14 protein-coding genes and 1 pseudogene are annotated in these 16,167 nt (G+C 70.4%); 7 read left to right on the top strand and 8 right to left on the bottom strand.

What is annotated here, in order from left to right; translation table 11 throughout:
- Positions 1-64 precede the first annotated feature (64 nt).
- From ACSMXO_RS25185 to ACSMXO_RS25200, 4 genes and pseudogenes are all read left to right on the top strand, one after another.
- Complete coding sequence (locus ACSMXO_RS25185) at positions 65-910, top strand: DUF6807 domain-containing protein (RefSeq protein ID WP_455419307.1); 846 nt, start codon at positions 65-67, stop codon at positions 908-910.
- A 116-nt stretch (positions 911-1,026) separates the two neighbouring features.
- Positions 1,027-1,923, top strand: coding sequence for a DUF6807 domain-containing protein (locus ACSMXO_RS25190; protein WP_346262203.1), 897 nt, complete (start codon positions 1,027-1,029; stop codon positions 1,921-1,923).
- Positions 1,920-3,158, top strand: a complete 1,239-nt coding sequence (locus ACSMXO_RS25195; RefSeq protein ID WP_346262202.1) for an ROK family transcriptional regulator — start codon at positions 1,920-1,922, stop codon at positions 3,156-3,158. The genes ACSMXO_RS25190 and ACSMXO_RS25195 overlap by 4 nt, the downstream gene beginning before the upstream one ends.
- A gap of 270 nt (positions 3,159-3,428) precedes the next feature.
- Positions 3,429-3,923 (top strand): annotated as a pseudogene (locus ACSMXO_RS25200) (IS256 family transposase).
- A 50-nt stretch (positions 3,924-3,973) separates the two neighbouring features.
- On the opposite strand, the gene ACSMXO_RS25205 reads toward ACSMXO_RS25200, so the two are convergent.
- From ACSMXO_RS25205 to ACSMXO_RS25215, 3 genes are read right to left on the bottom strand one after another with little or no spacing between them, the layout of a single operon-like run.
- Positions 3,974-4,489: a hypothetical protein gene (locus ACSMXO_RS25205; RefSeq protein WP_455414030.1), complete on the bottom strand. Its 516-nt coding sequence runs from the start codon at positions 4,487-4,489 to the stop codon at positions 3,974-3,976.
- Positions 4,490-4,504: 15 nt separating this feature from the next.
- Positions 4,505-5,440, bottom strand: coding sequence for a hypothetical protein (locus ACSMXO_RS25210; protein ID WP_455414031.1), 936 nt, complete (start codon positions 5,438-5,440; stop codon positions 4,505-4,507).
- Between the two features lie 11 nt (positions 5,441-5,451).
- Entirely contained in the window at positions 5,452-5,895 is a 444-nt protein-coding gene (locus ACSMXO_RS25215) for a hypothetical protein (RefSeq protein WP_455414032.1), read from the bottom strand.
- A gap of 263 nt (positions 5,896-6,158) precedes the next feature.
- On the opposite strand from ACSMXO_RS25215, the gene ACSMXO_RS25220 reads away from it, so the two are divergent.
- The gene (locus ACSMXO_RS25220; protein WP_455414033.1) at positions 6,159-9,239 is read left to right on the top strand and encodes an AfsR/SARP family transcriptional regulator; all 3,081 of its coding nucleotides are present in this window, start codon (positions 6,159-6,161) and stop codon (positions 9,237-9,239) included.
- A 484-nt stretch (positions 9,240-9,723) separates the two neighbouring features.
- The gene (locus ACSMXO_RS25225; RefSeq protein WP_455414034.1) at positions 9,724-10,128 is read left to right on the top strand and encodes a phage holin family protein; all 405 of its coding nucleotides are present in this window, start codon (positions 9,724-9,726) and stop codon (positions 10,126-10,128) included.
- A gap of 24 nt (positions 10,129-10,152) precedes the next feature.
- On the opposite strand, the gene ACSMXO_RS25230 is transcribed toward ACSMXO_RS25225, so the two are convergent.
- From ACSMXO_RS25230 to ccsA, 5 genes are all read right to left on the bottom strand, one after another.
- The gene (locus ACSMXO_RS25230) at positions 10,153-11,085 is read right to left on the bottom strand and encodes a cytochrome c-type biogenesis protein CcmH (protein ID WP_455414035.1); all 933 of its coding nucleotides are present in this window, start codon (positions 11,083-11,085) and stop codon (positions 10,153-10,155) included.
- Positions 11,082-11,660, bottom strand: a complete 579-nt coding sequence (locus ACSMXO_RS25235; protein WP_346262196.1) for a TlpA family protein disulfide reductase — start codon at positions 11,658-11,660, stop codon at positions 11,082-11,084. Before ACSMXO_RS25235 ends, ACSMXO_RS25230 begins: the two co-directional genes overlap by 4 nt.
- A complete protein-coding gene (locus ACSMXO_RS25240) occupies positions 11,657-13,678 on the bottom strand; it encodes a heme lyase CcmF/NrfE family subunit (RefSeq protein ID WP_455414036.1) in 2,022 nt (673 codons plus the stop codon). Before ACSMXO_RS25240 ends, ACSMXO_RS25235 begins: the two co-directional genes overlap by 4 nt.
- Positions 13,675-14,175, bottom strand: a complete 501-nt coding sequence (locus tag ACSMXO_RS25245) for a cytochrome c maturation protein CcmE (RefSeq protein WP_455414037.1) — start codon at positions 14,173-14,175, stop codon at positions 13,675-13,677. Before ACSMXO_RS25245 ends, ACSMXO_RS25240 begins: the two co-directional genes overlap by 4 nt.
- 64 nt (positions 14,176-14,239) lie before the next feature.
- Complete coding sequence (gene ccsA / locus ACSMXO_RS25250) at positions 14,240-15,031, bottom strand: cytochrome c biogenesis protein CcsA (protein WP_455414038.1); 792 nt, start codon at positions 15,029-15,031, stop codon at positions 14,240-14,242.
- Positions 15,032-15,150: 119 nt separating this feature from the next.
- On the opposite strand from ccsA, the gene coxB reads away from it, so the two are divergent.
- Positions 15,151-16,167: a cytochrome c oxidase subunit II gene (gene coxB / locus ACSMXO_RS25255; RefSeq protein WP_455414039.1), complete on the top strand. Its 1,017-nt coding sequence runs from the start codon at positions 15,151-15,153 to the stop codon at positions 16,165-16,167.

The raw sequence follows: 16,167 nt of genomic DNA on the forward strand, positions 1-16,167 counted from the left end.
AGCCACCAGTCCGCCCGGGAGGCAACCGATGCATGACCAGGCCACACTCTCTGACACGATCACCATGACCTTGGGTGGCCACCCAGTCGCCGATTACGTGTGGCATCCCCGCCTACCCATGGCCGTGTCCCCGCGACCCTTCCTACACCCCGTGCGCACCCTCGCCGGCACCGAGGTCACCGAGTCGATGCCCGCCGACCACCTGCACCACCTCGGCGTCAGCGTCGCCGTCGCCGATGTCAGTGGCGCCAACTTCTGGGGCGGACGCACCTTCGTACCCAGCCGTGGACCGGTCCAGCTCCCTAACCACGGCACCCAGCAGCATCACCAGTGGAACACCTGCACCCCCACCACCATCCACCAGGAGCTGCGCTGGATCGGACCCGACGGCACCGACCTGGTACGCGAACGACGCCGCATCGCCGCCCTACCGGTACACGACGACGCATGGGCACTTGACTTCGGCTTCGCACTGACCAACGTGACCAGCGAGCCGCTCGCGTTCGCCAGCCCCGCCACCAACGGCCGCCCCGGCGCCGGATACGGCGGCTTCTTCTGGCGGGCCCGCCACGGCGGCCGGCAAATTCGCGTGCTCGGCCCGGACCGGACGGGCGAACGGCGCCTGCACGGCCAGCGGACCGCATGGCTGGCCCTGACCGGCGGCAGCACCGACCCCTGGACGTTGATTTTCGTCCCTGGGCAACCGCACCCGATCGACCCGTGGTTCGTACGTAGCCGGGACTACGCCGGCGTCGGCTCGGCGCTGGCCTGGTCCCAGCCTCTGCTGGTCAGCCCAGGCGAATGTGTGCGCCGCCGGATCCTGACCGTGGTGGCCGACGGCAGGTTACGCTCCCGAGAAGTCGCCGAGATCACCGACACGGTCGCGGCGATCACGGCCGACGCGGACTAGCTACCATGACCGCCAGCCGTCGAGCTGACCCAGAAATCGCAGCCGTACAGTCCGGACGCGGGATGCGGCGGCGAACGGACCGCGGCGGCCAGGCGATGAGAGGCGGCGAGGTAGCGATGGCAGGTCCCGGCGTACCACACTCGGCGCTCACCGATCAGCCACACGGCACCGCCGTCCTGCGCGTCCAGGGCCGCGACGTCGCCAGCTACGTGTGGAAGCCCGACCTGCCCCTGGCCATGTCACCGCGCCCCTACCTGCACCCCGTGCGGACGCTGGCCGGCATCACAGTCACCGACGCCGCACCCGACTCGCACCGCCACCAGTTCGGCATAAGCATCGCCGCCCCCGACGTCGCCGGACACAACTTCTGGGGTGGACGCACGTTCGTCGCCGGCCACGGCCCCGCCTGGCTGGACAACCACGGCATCCAACACCATCTGCGGTGGCTACGCCACACCACCGACGAACTCGCCCACACCCTGGGGTGGACGGACGCGCACCACACCACGCTGCTGCACGAACGCCGGTCAATCACCTGCCGCCCGGTCGATCAGACCGCCTGGGCGCTGAGCATCCATACCCAGCTCACCAACGTCACCGGCGGGCCGCTGCCCATCCGCAGCCCGATCGTGCACGGCCGCGTCGGCGCCGGCTACGGCGGCTTCTTCTGGCGCGGCCCCGCAGTTGACACCGCCCACATCCTCAGCCCGGCCGGCACTGATGTTCGATCCGTCCACGGCAGCACCGCTGCCTGGGTCGCGGTCACCAGCATGAGCGACGGCAGCCCGTGGACCATGCTGTTCGTACATCCGGACGAGACTACCGCCCAGGACCGCTGGTTCGTCCGCGCCCGCGACTACCTCGGCGTCTGCTCCTCGATAACCTGGGACCGACCGCTGGTCCTCGCCCCGGGAGAAATAACCATCAGACGCCTCATCACCGTCATCGTTGATGGCAGCCTGTCGTTCGCGACGGCCGCTGAGCTTGCCACCGTTGTTCGGCAGGCGACATGATCCCACCCATCCGACCCAGCAGCCCTCAGCGGCGTGAAGAACCGGCCCGGCAGGAAAGCCTGCGCTCCCTCAACCTCGGGTTGGTCTTCCGGCAAATCCTCGCTTCGGCACACCCGATTTCCCGCACCGAGCTCGCCACGGTCACCGGCCTGACCCGGCCAACCATAACCCGAATCGTCGAGGAACTGCTTGCCGGGCAGCTGGTGGCCGAGGCCGGCTATACCCACGACGGACGTGCCGGCCGCCCACGCGTAGGACTCACGGTATCTGACAAAGGACCTGCCGGACTCGGGCTCGACATCCGCGCCGACGGCCTCGCCGCCTGCATCGTCGACCTCACCGGCACCCTTCGCCACCTGGCCTTCACCCCGTCCACCTACGTCGACCCGGCCGCGCCCGCCGTCTTGGCCGACCTGGCCCGTATGGCCGACGCCGCTATCGAGGCCATCGCAGCCGAAGATCTCACCGTCGTGACCGCCACGCTCGCCGTTCCAGGCCCGGTCGATGCCGGCCTGGTCAGATCCGCGCCCGTACTGGGATGGCGGAACGTGGATGCCGGGGCCCTCATGCGCGACGCGACCGGACACCTTGACCTGCCCATCACCGTCGACAACGAAGCCAACCTTGCTGCTCTCGGCGAACTCTACGCCAGCCACAACACGCTCAACAGCTTCGTCTACGTCTCCGGAGGGCTCGGTATCGGCGCCGGCCTCGTCTTCGACGGGCAACTCATGCGCGGCACGCGCGGCTGGAGCGGCGAACTCGGACACGTCACCGTCTACCCCGACGGCAAATCGTGCCCGTGCGGGTCCCGCGGCTGCCTGCAGGCCTACGCCAGCCTCGAAGCCATCCTCGGCGACGAGTCCGCAGCCGGCACCACCCCCGAAAACGCCATCACCACCCGCGCTGAGAGCGGCCAACCCGACACTCTCGCCGCGCTCGACACCGCCGGCACTGCCCTGGGCATCGCTCTGTCCGACATGCTCAACATCCTCGACATCGACACCGTTCTGCTCGGTGGCAGCTTCGCCCTGCTGGCGTCCTGGCTCATTGACAACGCCAAGAACGAGATCAGCCGACGCGTTCTCACCACCGACTGGGCCCCTGTCAGCGTCCGACCCGCGCTCCTCGGCCCCGACGCCGCCGTCATCGGCGCCGCACTGACATCGATCGACCAGATCCGCCAACACCCCGCCGCCTGGCTGCTCCACCAACCAACACCGTCGCCGACCTGACCGCCGATGTGCGCGATGGGACTGCGTAGATTTCCGTGTTTGACCTGGGTGTGGTCCGTTGGACAGGACGTCGATCCTGTCCGGGAAGGACCACGTCATGGCAGACAAGAAAGCGACTGCTGCTCAACTTCGGCAGTCGACACCGGCGGAGCGGGAGTTCGCCTAGCAACTCGTGGAGCGGGCCAAGGCCGACGGGGTATCACTCGTCGGGCCGGGTGGCTCCTCGCGGGGATTACCCGCACCGTCCTGGAATCGGCGCTCGACGCGGAGTTGGATGCCCACCTGGACGAGGCCGGTGCCGACGAGCAGACAGGTCGGCGGGCCAACATCCGTAACGGGCACGGGGCAAAGACGGTGCAGACCGAGGTCGGGCCGGTCCGGATCCAGGTCCCTCGGGCCCAGGTCGGGTCGTTCACGCCGCGGATCGTGCCCAAGCACGTCCGTCGTCTCGACGGGTTCAACGAGGCGATCCTGTCCCTGTAGGCGAAGGGCCTGACGACGGGGGAAATCGCTGGGCACCTGAGCGAGGTGCACGACGCGGACGTGTCCCGCAAGCTGATCAGCAAGGTCACCGACAGCGTCCTGGCCGAGATGGAAGCCTGGCGGCAGCGCCCCCTCGACCGGGTCTACCCGGTGGTGTTCATCGACGCACTGGTGATGAAGATTCGGCAGGGACAGGTCGCGAACCGGCCCGTCTACGTCGTGGTGGGGATCAGCCTCGACGGGGAACGTGACGTGCTCACGACGAGCTTACGACCACGATGAGCTAGCTACACACTCACCTCCAGGTCCGCTGGGCGCACGAATGATCGAGGCTAGCCCATCCGATCGCCCAGCTCCAGTTTAAGATCGGTGATCTGACGCATCTGGTCGTCCATCATCTGCTTCACGGCTTCGCGGACGGCTTGGGTGAAGCCGCTTTCCGACAGCCGATGCAGGGCCCCCTCCTGAATACGCACCGTCCACTGCTGCATGCCGGTCACCGAGATCGAAAACCTGCCGTCGCTGGACTCGCCCCGGGCGGTGATGGCATCCCGGCGCTCCAGGAACTCGACCTGGGCCTCGTTCGTCGGCATCGGCTCGCCGGTGATGTGCGCGTCGTTCACGTCACTGAGAATCGCGTAGTACTCGCGCATCCTGCGCGACCAGAGCACCCGCGCCAATGCGGCGAGCTGGCTCTCCAGGGTGCGCTCGTCGACCGTGCGATAGTAGCCTGGCTCGAAGCGCAACGCGACCTGGTCCCGGTCGAACAGCTCCGCGCTGATGCTCCTGTCCGGAGTGGACGCCGTGACCACCATCATGTCGAGGCGTTCACCCAGCCTCATCGTCATCGTGCAACTCCTGGCTCAGTACGAATTGCCTATCATGTGCCTGATGTTGCCCCTGGTGGCCCCGGCCAGCTCCGGCCTCAACGGGATCAACGCCTTCCGCTCCGCCTGGAGCTTTCCCAGGTTTTTCTGGGTGACGCTGTGGACCTCGTCCTGCTCCTCGATGATGGCCTTCTGGAGCTTCGTCAGCGCCTGGCGCAGCTTCGGAACGATCACCAGAGGGTCGGCTCCTGATATGTTGACTTCCTCCTTTTTCTTCTCCGAGGCCATGGACGCCCCGGTCTGCGCCGCGCCTGAGATCAATTGCAACACCAGCACACCGGGAAGCACCGGGCCACTGGCAAATGCCGTCCCGACCGCGGCGACCGAGGCCACCACCGTCAGCCCCACCGAAGCACTCACACCGAGACTGCAGTCGGACTCCAGCGCGTCGAGCGTCTTGTCCGCGACCTCCATGGCGTCTTTGCGGGCGTTCCGCCACACGTTCTGGTAGGCCTGTACCGCGCCGCGCAGCGTGTAGACCGCGATAAACTGGCTCTGGATCTTCGCGTCGAACGGCTTGATGAAGTTGTTGATGAAGTTCTGTGCGGCACTTCCCGTCCAGCCGTCGACGAGATTCCGCACGTCCATATGCTTCATGTCACCGACCATGGAGATCCGCTCGCCCTCCTGGTTGGCCTTGCTGGGCGGCAGAATTCGTCCGTCGGACAGCTCGCTCATGGCGGCCTTCAGATCTTCGATCATCGTGGTGAACGCGCCACTGTCCGGATCGGGTAGCTGTGCGAACGGCTCGAACAGGCTCGGGATCTGGCTCCAACTCGCCATCTCTGCCTTCTGGATCGGATCCAGTGTGGTGCCGCCACCGTTCTCGTCTGGCTTTACCTTTTGGGACCATTCAACACATTTCTGCCAAATTCGGTACGCCTTGTTGCGCAGCTCGACCTCGTAGCTCATCTCCGTGGCTCCTACAGCGGAAGTTCGATGTTGGGGATGTCGCGCCGCTTGCCGTTGCCGTCCGTCATGTAATCGTCGCGCATCAGGTCCTGCAAGGCCCCGCGTGCCTCCGCGTCAGAGCGGGCGTACTCCTGGGCGGCCAGGCGCAGGGCATCGGCGGTGAGCCGAACGCTTTCCTCGGCCTCCCGCACGCACGCCGCGATGACCTCGGCGAACTCGTCCACGACGGCCGTGTGCTTGTCGCCGCCACCTCCGCCGAAGTTGGGGTGCCGCAGGAACGCCGTACTCACCATGTATTGGGAGTTCTGGAGCTTGCCGAGCACCCGACGGAACGCGGCCTCCACGATCGGCAACTCGCCGTTGGCTGCCCGGACGAACTCCTCGAGCTTCGCGCCGAGTCGTTGGCCGGAGTCATAATCCGTCATCGTCGCCTCCCCCGCGCCGACGGGCATCACGATCGGGAGTTTGTTGGCTCCGCGACGTGCCCGCTCGGCCCTCATCGCATTGGATTGCCGGCATGGGTCCGCCCCAGCGAGAGCGGACCGCCGCACCGACGGATCGACCCGGGACGATCCGGTCCGCCAGCCGCTGCCGGCGCCCCGTCCCGGTACCGGTTGCCGCTGCATCTGCTCCCATAACCCCCAACTCTTTCCGAGATGCCTTAAAGTGCGCTTACGTATCGCTGACAGTGGACGTCAGCGTCGCGACCGGAGGGACGATGGACTTCCGGATTCTCGGACCACTCGAGATCTGGGACGGTGATCGGCTGCTGCCTGTCTCCGCCGTGAAGCAGCGGGCGGTGTTGGCGATCCTGCTGCTCCACGTGGACCATGTCGTCTCGGTCGACCACCTGATCGGCGAGCTGTGGAGCGAGCGGCCGCCGGCCAAACCCCGAGCCACCCTGCATGCGCATGTGCACCGGTTACGGCAGACGCTGCGGCAGGCGCGTACGGCGAGCGGCGTGATACTCGACACCCGACCCGATGGCTACCTGATGAGCCTCCCACCGGATTCCCTGGACCGTGTCCGCTGGCACCGCCTGACGGGCGAGGGACAGGCCGCCCTCGCCGAGGGCGACGCACCGCTCGCCGTGGTGCGGTTTCGAGAGGCCCTTTCGCTGTGGCGTGGACCGGCCCTGACCGGGATCGATACCGCCGGAGTCCGGGCGGAGGCCGGCGGACTCGACGAAGGCCGCTGGGAGGTCCTGGAACGGTGCCTGACCGCGGAACTCGCGTTGGGCCGGCACGCGAGCATTCTGCCCGAGCTGGAGGCGCTCACCGCCACGCACCCGTACCGGGAACGGGTGGCTGGGAAGCTGATGCTCGCGCTGAGCCGGGTCGGCCGCCGCGCCGACGCCTTGGCCGCCTTCGCCCGGACCCGGGAGCGCCTGATCAGCGAACTCGGTGTCGAGCCCGGCGCCGAGTTACAACACCTACACCACGAGATCCTGCGTGGAGAAAGCGGCGACCACCCGATCGACCTGTGGGGACCGACCCAGCCCGGCGACGGACCCGACCCGCCCGAGCCGCGCCGCGACATACCGGGCGCCCACGAGGCCACGCCCCCACCCACACACCCGCTGGTTGACACAACGCTCGCGCCATGCCTGCTGCCAGCCGCGCTACCCCGGCTGGTCGGACGCGCCGACGAGGCGGAGCAGGCTCGACGTCAGCTACTCGACCCGGACGACCGGCCGGCGACGGTCATCCTCACCGGACCGGCCGGGGTGGGAAAGACCAGCTTCGTGGTACGGACCGCGCACGCGGTCGCGGCGGAGTTCCCTGACGGACAGCTCTACGCCGACCTGCGGGGCAACGCGCCGGATCCGGTCCACCAGGAGGACGTACTGGCCGGATTCCTGCGTGCGCTCGGGGTACGCGGCCAGGCCATTCCGACCAGCCACACCGAGCGGGTACATCTCTACCGGACCCTGTTGGCCCGGCGGCGGGTACTGGTCGTACTAGACAACGCCGCCGAGGCGCGACAGATCGATGACCTGCTGCCCAACGGGCCGGGATGCGCGGCGATGGTCACCAGCCGTACGAGTTTGGCCAGGCTGCACGGCGTGCGGATGCCGCTGAGGGTGCTTTCGGCCGAGCAGGCGCTGACGCTGCTCCGCGACACGGTCGGCGTGGGCCGGGTCGCGGCGGAGCCGGATTCCGCACGCGACATCGTCGAGCTGTGCGGCAGCCTGCCCCTAGCGGTGTGGGTGGCCGGAGCGCGGCTCGCGGCGCGACCACACTGGACGCTCGCAGGGATGGCCCGGGCACTCGCCGACGAGCACCGCCGGCTGGACGAGCTGACCGTCGGCGACGTCGCGGTGCGGGCGAGTGTGGAGCTGACGTACCAAATCCTGGAGCCCGAGGCGCAGCGGGCCCTGCGGCTGCTCGGGTTGCTGCGGGCCGGCGACCTCGCGCCCTGGGCTCTGGCAGCGCTGCTGGACACCACCCTGGCCGACGCCGAGCGGTTGCTGGACGATTTCATCGAGGTACACCTGGTGGACGTTGCGGCAACGGGATCGGCTGGCACCCGCTACCGACTCCACGACCTCGTCCGACTGGTCGCCCGCGAGCGGGCGCTCGCGGAGGAGCCGCTGCCGGAGCGAGCCGCGGCGCTCCGTCGGGTACTCGGTGCCAGTCTGGATCTCGCCGAGCGGTGCGACCTGGAGTTGAGCGCCGACTTCTTGGGCGTGGCGCGGCACCTCATCGACCATTGGCGCCTTTCGCCGCAGGAGTCCGACGCGCTCACCGCCGACCCGCTGGCCTGGTTCGACCGGGAACGCGCGTTCCTCATCGCCCTCGTGTCCGACGGGCTGGACGCCCGCACACAGCACGGAGCCGACGCCGACGCGACCGACCTCGCCGGATGCCTGGCCTCGTCACTGACCACACTCTTCCAGGTATGCAACCACTTTGATGACTGGCGTCGGGTACAGGATCGCGCCCTGTCTGCCGCCGTCGCCACCGGCAACCGCCAGGTCGCCCTGAAGCTGCATCGTAGCCTCGGGGAACTTCACACCATCCAGGACCGGTACGCCGAAGCGATGAGCCATTTCCGAGCCGCTCTCGACCACCGCGCACCCCAGAAGCCGGAGTACGAGGCGGCCGTGCTCTCCGGTACCGCGTATCTGCATCGTCTCCTCGGCGACTACGACCCGGCGGCGAGCCTGTTCCGCCGGGCGGCCCAACTCGCCGAGAAGACCGGGAACGTAAACGGGCTCGTCTACGCGCTGGCCGGCATCGGTGTCGTGCACCTCGAACGCCAACAGTTCACCGACGCACGCGAGCACTTCATCCGCGCTTTGCGGCTCAGCGAGGAGGCTGGCTACCGTCCTGGCCAGGCCCAGGCCCTACGCGGTCTCGGCCACGTCGAAAGAGCCGGCGGCGACTACACCGCCGCGGCGGAGGCGTTCGGCCGGGCCATGAGAGTCAGCGGTGGGTTCGGCGACCGGCTCGGGTACACGCACGCGGCGTGTTGGCTCGGTGAGGTCTGGGTCCAGCAGGGCCAGCACCGTCAGGCGCGTCGCCTGCTCGCGCGTTGTCTCTGGGTCTACCGCGAGTTCGGGAACTCGTGGGGTGAGGCCTCAACGCTGTGGGCGCTCGCTAAGGCCCAACTTGCCGTTGGCCGCTCCGCCCTGGCCTGCCTTCGGGCCACGCAGTCCGTCCATATCTGGCAGCGGATAGGGTCGCCCTATTGGCTGACCCGGGCACTCGGCACCTTGGCGGACGCCTTGGAACGCGACGGCCAACCAGAGGCCGCGCTGCGGGCCCGAGTCGAGGCGGCCGGCCTGCGCGAATGACGGGCCACCGCGTCTCTGCCGGCGGAAGCAGGCCCCGCACCGGCCCCGGGTCCCGGCGTGGATACGGCAGCCGTCGTCCCATTCGACCGGCGTATATAGCTGGTGGGCGATTCTGGGTTTGAACGTCGATGAACACCACCGGATAGCCGGTCGTCTCGTCGACACCGCTCTCGTCGAGGTGAGGATCCAGCTCGGCGCCCAGGGCTGGTTCAAGGACGGTGCGGGCGATCCCAGCCAGAGGCCACCCGACCCGACCAGGGACACCCCGTGTCGGCCCGGTGGAGGCCGGGATACGCTTCACCCTTGCTCCCGCGTCACGCGCCGGGGGACGAGCTGGCGGACCTGCTCCAGCGTCAAGATCCGGAACCGGACGAGCGGACGGGACGGCGTCGACCGGATTCCCGAGGGCTGACCGGTCGAACGCTGGCTCGGCTGCGAATGAACACCTGCGGCCGGGGTAGCCCGGGGGCAAGGAGGTGAGCGCGTGTATCAGGCGGACGGGCCGGCCGAGCCGGTTGACCGGACGGCCTCACCCGGTGATCGACTCGTCCGGGACATCCGGGAGTTGGCCGTCCAGGAGGCGGCACGGTTCCGGGGTGACCTGACGGAATCGCTGCGCCGGGCTGGGGTGGGCACCGCGCTGCTGGCCGGAGCGGGCATCGCCGTCGTGCTGGGTCTCGGATCGGCGTCCGCAGCCGCGCTGTCGCTGCTGGAGTCGGATCGGACACCACGGCGGGCAGCGGTGCTGCTGGCCGCCGGATATCTGGGCACCGGTGTGCTCCTCACCGTCGTCGGGCTCACCCGGCTGAGCGCGGCCGGTGGCCGGACAAGCCGCCTCACCGCCGAGCTGCGCAACCTACTGACGGCGGTACGGGCCGCCCGCCGGTAGCGCCTGTCTATGGATCTCGGTGGTTCAGCCGTTACCGAGCAGTCGGCGGATCTCGGCTGCGGCCGGATGGTCCGGCGCCCGGCTGAGGAAGCGGCGCAGCGTGGCGCTCGCGCTGCCCGGGTCGGTCACGCGTTGGGCCAGTCCCAGGATCAGCAGACCGTCCGGACTGTCGGGGCGGTGGGCCAGCACCTCGCCGGCCAGGCGTGCGGCCTCGCCGGGCTGTTCGAGTCGGATCAGCGTGAAGGCCAGCCGCAACCGGATCTCGTCGGCTGGTCGCTGGTCCAGCACGGTCCGATAGACCTCGGCCGCCGTCGCGTAGTGCCCCTGTGTCTCCAACGACCGGGCCAGCGTCAACTGGTCGGCTACGGGGTCGGCGGCACCGGGGCTCGGCGGGGCCGGACGGGGCGCCGCCAGGGCGACGGCGCCGACCAGGGCGAGGACCAGGGCGGCGGCGCCGAGGTTCCAGCGCCGGTCACCGGCGACCGTGGCGACGCCCTGCCGGAACCGATGGCCGCCACGAGCGCGACCGGGCGGATGCCGCCGGTCGGTGGCGGTCGTACCAGCGCGTCCACGCTGACGGGCGGTCCGAACGGCCGGTACCAGGCCCAGCGCCAAGCCCAGTACCGGCAACGCCCACAACAGCAGCCCCCAGCCCCGTACCGGCGGCGCAGCCAGCACCTCCGGCCCGTAGCGGTCGACCAGATAGGACCTGATTTCGTCCGGATCGCGGCCCTGGCGGAGTTGGGTGCCGATCACCTCGCGCATCGCGGCGGCGATCGGCGAACGCGAGTCCGCCACCGACTCGCCCTGACAGGCCGGGCAGCGCAGTTCGGCGGCGAGTCGCCGGGCCGGATCACCGTCGCCCCCCGTTGGGGTCACGGAGCGCCAGACGCCGAGCAGTGCGGCGACGACCAGAAAGGTCAGGCTGGCTGTGACGGCGAGCCGACGGAGGTTCATGATTCCAGCAACGGCGTCAGCCGCTCGTCGAGCCACCGAGCGGTGACCGGCCCGATCATCCGGTCGGCGATCCGTCCGGCGCGGTCCAGCAGGAACGTCTCCGGTACCCCGCGTACCCCCCAGTCCACCGCCGTGGTGCCGGCCGGATCGGGCAGCACGGGCAGGTCCCGGGCACCTGTCCGGTCGAGCAGCGCGCGGACGGCCACCTCGCTGTCCCGGACGGCTAGTCCGACCATCCGCAGGTCCCGCCCGGACCACCGGCGTTCTGCGTCGACCAGCAGCGGCAGTTCGTGCTGGCACGGGCCGCACCAGGACGCGAAGATGTTCACCAGCACCACCTGTCCCCGCAGCCCGGCGAGGTCGAACGGGGCGCCGGCCAGGGTCCGTCCGGCGAGTGCCGGTGCCGTCGTACCCGGGGTGCCCGGCGCGGCGGCCGGGCCACCGCCACGGGTGGCGGCCAACCCGACCGCCCCGAGCATCGTCACCAGGCCGAGCACCAACGTCAGGGTCAGCCTCCGCCGTCCGGGGCGAAAGAGCGGGAACGCCGGTCGTCGCCGGCGAACGAATGCGATCACGACGCATTCCCCGGACCGTCCGGTACCGCCGCGCCGGAGCGGCTGACCGGCGCCGGCGGCCCCGACCGGTCGCTGCGGGCACGTCTTCCGGTGACGGATCGGCGGCGCCCGAGCGGCCGGGCCAGGGCGAGCAGCCCGCCGAGTGCGCACAGCGATCCGCCGGCCCAGATCAGCGCGACCATCGGGTTGACCGCCAGCCGGATGGTGGCGGACCGGCCGTCGGTCGAGACGGCCAGCAGGGTGGTGTAGGTGTCCCGCAGCGGTCCCGACCGTACGGCGGGAAGACTCACCGTGGTGTCGTGGTGCGGGTGGTACGTCAGCTCCGGTACCAGCGTCCCGTCGGGGCGGCCCGGCGGTCCGAGCGTCAGCCGGGCCCGGACCGTCATGCCGGCGTCGGTACGGGCCCGATCAACCGCGGTCAGCCGTACCGTCGCACCCGGCACCCGCAGCGCCTCACCGACCGCCAGTTGCCGTTCCGTGGCGACGGTGTAGGCGGAGGAGGCGGCGACACCGACGGCGACGAGCGCGATCCCGAGATGGGCCGTCGTCCCGCCGACCCTCCCCCACCGGATGCTCCGGCGTCTGTCGTCGGGTGACCGGCGGCACAGTTCGGCCACGGTGGCGGCCAGGGAGAAGCCGGCACAGCCGAAGGCGGCCAAGGCCGTCGGCCCGGGACGGCTCGACAGGCCGGTCACCGCGACGACGGCCAGTCCGACAGCGGCTGGACCGACGGCGCGACGGGCGGTCTCCCGGGGTGACGTGCCGCTCGACGGCAGCAGGGCAGCCAGCCCCATCAGGGCCAGTACGGCGATTGCCAGCGGCACCGCTGTGCGGTGGTAATAGACCGGACCGACCGCGACGGCGGTGCCGGAGACGGCTTCGGCGACCGCTGGCAGGACGGTGCCGACCAGCACCACGGCGGCGACGGTGGTCAGCAGGATCCGGTTGCCGACCAGGGCGGTGGCCCGGGACAGCGGCGGCGCCGCGGGCGACGTGACCTGGGGATCGGCACCGCCTCCGGACCCACCCCGCCAACCGACCAGGACCACGGTGCCGATCGCCACCAGAAGGAGGAACCCGAGAAGCAGGGGGCCGAGCGTCGACTCGGTGAAGGCATGCACGCTGGCCACCACCCCGGACCGGGTGAGGAACGTGCCGACCAGGACGAGCAGGAAGCTGGCGCAGGCCAGCGCGATCGACCAGCCGGCCCGGGACGCGCCGCGACGGGTGAACACCGTGTGCAGGAAAGCCGTGGCGGTCAACCAGGGCAGCAACGAGGCGTTCTCCACCGGGTCCCAGGCCCAGTAGCCGCCCCAGCCGAGGACCGCGTACGACCACCAGGCGCCAAGTGCGATTCCGGCGGTGAGCAGCGCCCAGGCGGCCAGGGCCCACCGCCGGGCCGCACTGATCCAGTGCCGTCCCGCATCCCCGACCAGCAGCCCGGCGAGGGCGTAGCCGAACGGCACCACGAGTCCGACGTAGCCGGCGTACAGCAGCGGTGGATGCAGCCCCATCGCCGGGTGCACGCGCAGCAGCGGGTTGGGCCCCGGCCCGTCGGCCGGCACGGGCTCGACCGGCTGGAAGGGGTTGGCGGCGAAGTACGACAGGGCGAAGAAGAAGACCGCGACGAGGCTGACGACGGCCATCGCCCAGTGGTGCAGTCGCCGGTCCCCGGTCGGTACGGTGCGGGCGAGCAGGCCGGCGTAGCCAGCGAGGATCAGCAACCAGAGCAGCAGCGAACCGTCCAGCGCCGACCACAGACTGGTGACCGTGTAGTACAGCGGCACCTGCCGGCCGCCGTTTTCGGCGACGAACCGGACGCTGAAGTCGGGCCGCAGCAACGCCCACTCCAGTGCGCCGCAGGCGACGGCGGCGGCCAGCAGACCGGCCCCGCTGGCGGTCCGGGCCGGTCCGAGTGGCGCGTCCGGCTTCAGCGCGAGGCGCAGCCAGAGCAGGGTCGCCGCGACCGAGGCGGCGAGGCCGGCGCCGAGTGCCCAGGTGCCGAGCTGACCGGTCACCGGGCCGTCCGGGACGGTGCCGGTGACGGTGGCCGGTAGTCGTTGCCGTGCTTGACGAGCACCTGCTCGGCGTAGAAGACGCCGTCGGATCCCAGGACGCCCTCCACCACGGCGTCCTGACCAGCGCGGAAGGTGTCCGGCGGCACACCGGTCTGCCGTACGGTGATCTCGTGGCCGTCCGCGGCGAGCCGGAACACGGTCTGGCCGCCGTCCTGCTCGACAGAGCCGGGTACGACGGCGCCGCCCAGCCGGGTCCGGGTGGTTTGGGCGTCCGGATCGCCGGCCAGTTCGGTCGGGGTTCGGTAGTAGCTGAGCGTGCCCTGGAGACCGGCGTGGACCAGCAGTGCGGTGCCGGCAAGGACCACCGCGGCCAGGGCGAGCCGAGGGCGGCCCGGTCGGCTCATCGCCGGGTCCCGGCTGGTGGTGAGGCGGGAGCAGGGTACGGCGCGGTGCCGGCGCGGGATGTCGGGGTTGTCCGGGGACGGAAACCGCTCCACCGGACCGCCCAGGCGGTGGCGGCAGCGGTCAGGACGAGCCCGGTGCACACCGCCGGCCAGCCGTTCACCGCGCCTCCAGAAGCTCCGGTGTCGCCGCCGGAGCCGGACGGGCGACGGTGCGCTCAACGGCGTCCAGCCGGCGCAGGAAGATCCACATCGCGGTGGCGGTGAACGCAGCGACGCTCAGCAACAGCGCGGCCGCCATCAGCGGGTCGATCGGGGGACGCTGCGGGGCGAGGATCGTCGCGGGCTGGTGCAGGGACCGCCACCAGACGACGGAGAAGTGCACCAGCGGCACCAGCGCGAAGCCGGCCATTCCGACCAGCGCGGCGACCCGGGCGGCCCGGTGCGCGATCCGGATCTCACCGCCTCCGTCGGTCGGATCGAGGGCACGCCGCAGCGCCAGGTAACCGGCGTAGACGACGAGCAGCAGGGCGGTGCTGACCAGTCGCGGATCCCAGACCCACCAGGCGCCCCAGACCGCCCGTCCCCAGAGCGCGCCCAGACTGATGGTCAGCCCGGTCAGCCCGACGCCGAGTTCCGCGGCGACCCGCGCGCACCGGTCCCAGCGGAGGTCGCGGGTGGCAAGGTAGCCGAGACTGGCGGCGAGGACCGAGGCGAACGCCAGGTAGGCGGTCCAGGCGGCCGGCACATGCAGGTACATCAGTCGCTGGGCGTCGCCCTGGAGCGCGTCGGGTGGTGCGATCAGCAGGCCGGTCGCGGTGGCGGCGGCGGCCAGGCCGGCAGCCAGCCAGCCCAGGCTCCGCCGGTCGCCGCCCGCACGCCGTCCGCTGGTCAGCGGCGTACGAAGAGCGGCGGCCTGGTCGTTCTCGGATCTCGGTCTAGGAAGGCCCACGGTGTTGATGATGCAGGAGTGAGAGGAGATTACCGGATTGAATCCGCAAACGAGCTAATAATCTCCTTTGTCTGGTTAGCCTGGTTCGACGGACCGGGCGAGCGAGAGGTGGTGACGCGGTGGTGAGCGGGCACCGGGCGGGCCACCGACGCCGCCGCCTCGTCCTACTCGCCGGCTCCGGGCTCGTGCTGCTGGCGTCCGGCTGCGCCGCCGGCGCGCCCTCCACACTGGATCCGGCCGGCGCGGGTGCCCGGCGGGTGGAGGGCTTCTGGTGGCTGCTGTTCTGGATATCGGTCGCGGTGTTCGCCGAGGTCATGGCGCTGCTGGCCTGGGCACTGGTGTTCCGCCGCCGGCCGGACCGCCGGATCAACCACTCCGATCCGATCCGATTTGTCGTCGTCGCCGGCGCCGGCCTGCCCTTTGTGGTGCTGGTGGCGGTCTTCGGAGTCGGCCTGCGGGACCTGGCGGCGCTGGGTAAGCCGGACAGACCACCGGCGGCCACCATCGAGGTGACCGGGCACAAGTGGTGGTGGGAGGTGCGCTACCCGGGGGTTGACGGGGCGACCGCGAACGAAATCCACATCCCCGTGGGCGAACCGGTGCTGGTCCGGCTGCGCACCGTCGATGTCCTGCACAGCTTCTGGGTGCCGCAACTGATGCCGAAGACCGACCTCATCGCCGGCAAGGTACGGGAGACCTGGCTGCACGCCCAGCGGCCGGGCGAGTACCGAGGCCAGTGCGCCGAGTACTGCGGCCTGCAGCACGCACACATGGCGTTCCTGGTGGTGGCCCACCCCCGGGCCGACTTCGACGCCTGGCTGGGCCGGCTCGCCGCGCCGGCCCCGGTACCGGACAGCGACGCCGAGCGCCGCGGCCAGCAGGCGTTCCTCCAGAATGCCTGCGTCGCCTGCCACACCGTCCGGGGTACCGCCGCCGACGGCACCGTCGGACCGGACCTTTCCACGATCGGCTCCCGGTGGAGCCTCGGCGCGGGCGCGGTGCCGAACGACGGCGGACACCTGGGCGGCTGGATCGCCAACTCCCAGACGATCAAGCCGGGCAACGCCATGCCGCCGCAGCCGGTCGACGCGGCGGCCCTGCCCGACCTCATCGCCTACCTGCAATCACTGCGGTAG

The sequence above is a fragment of the Plantactinospora sp. DSM 117369 genome (assembly GCF_053764795.1).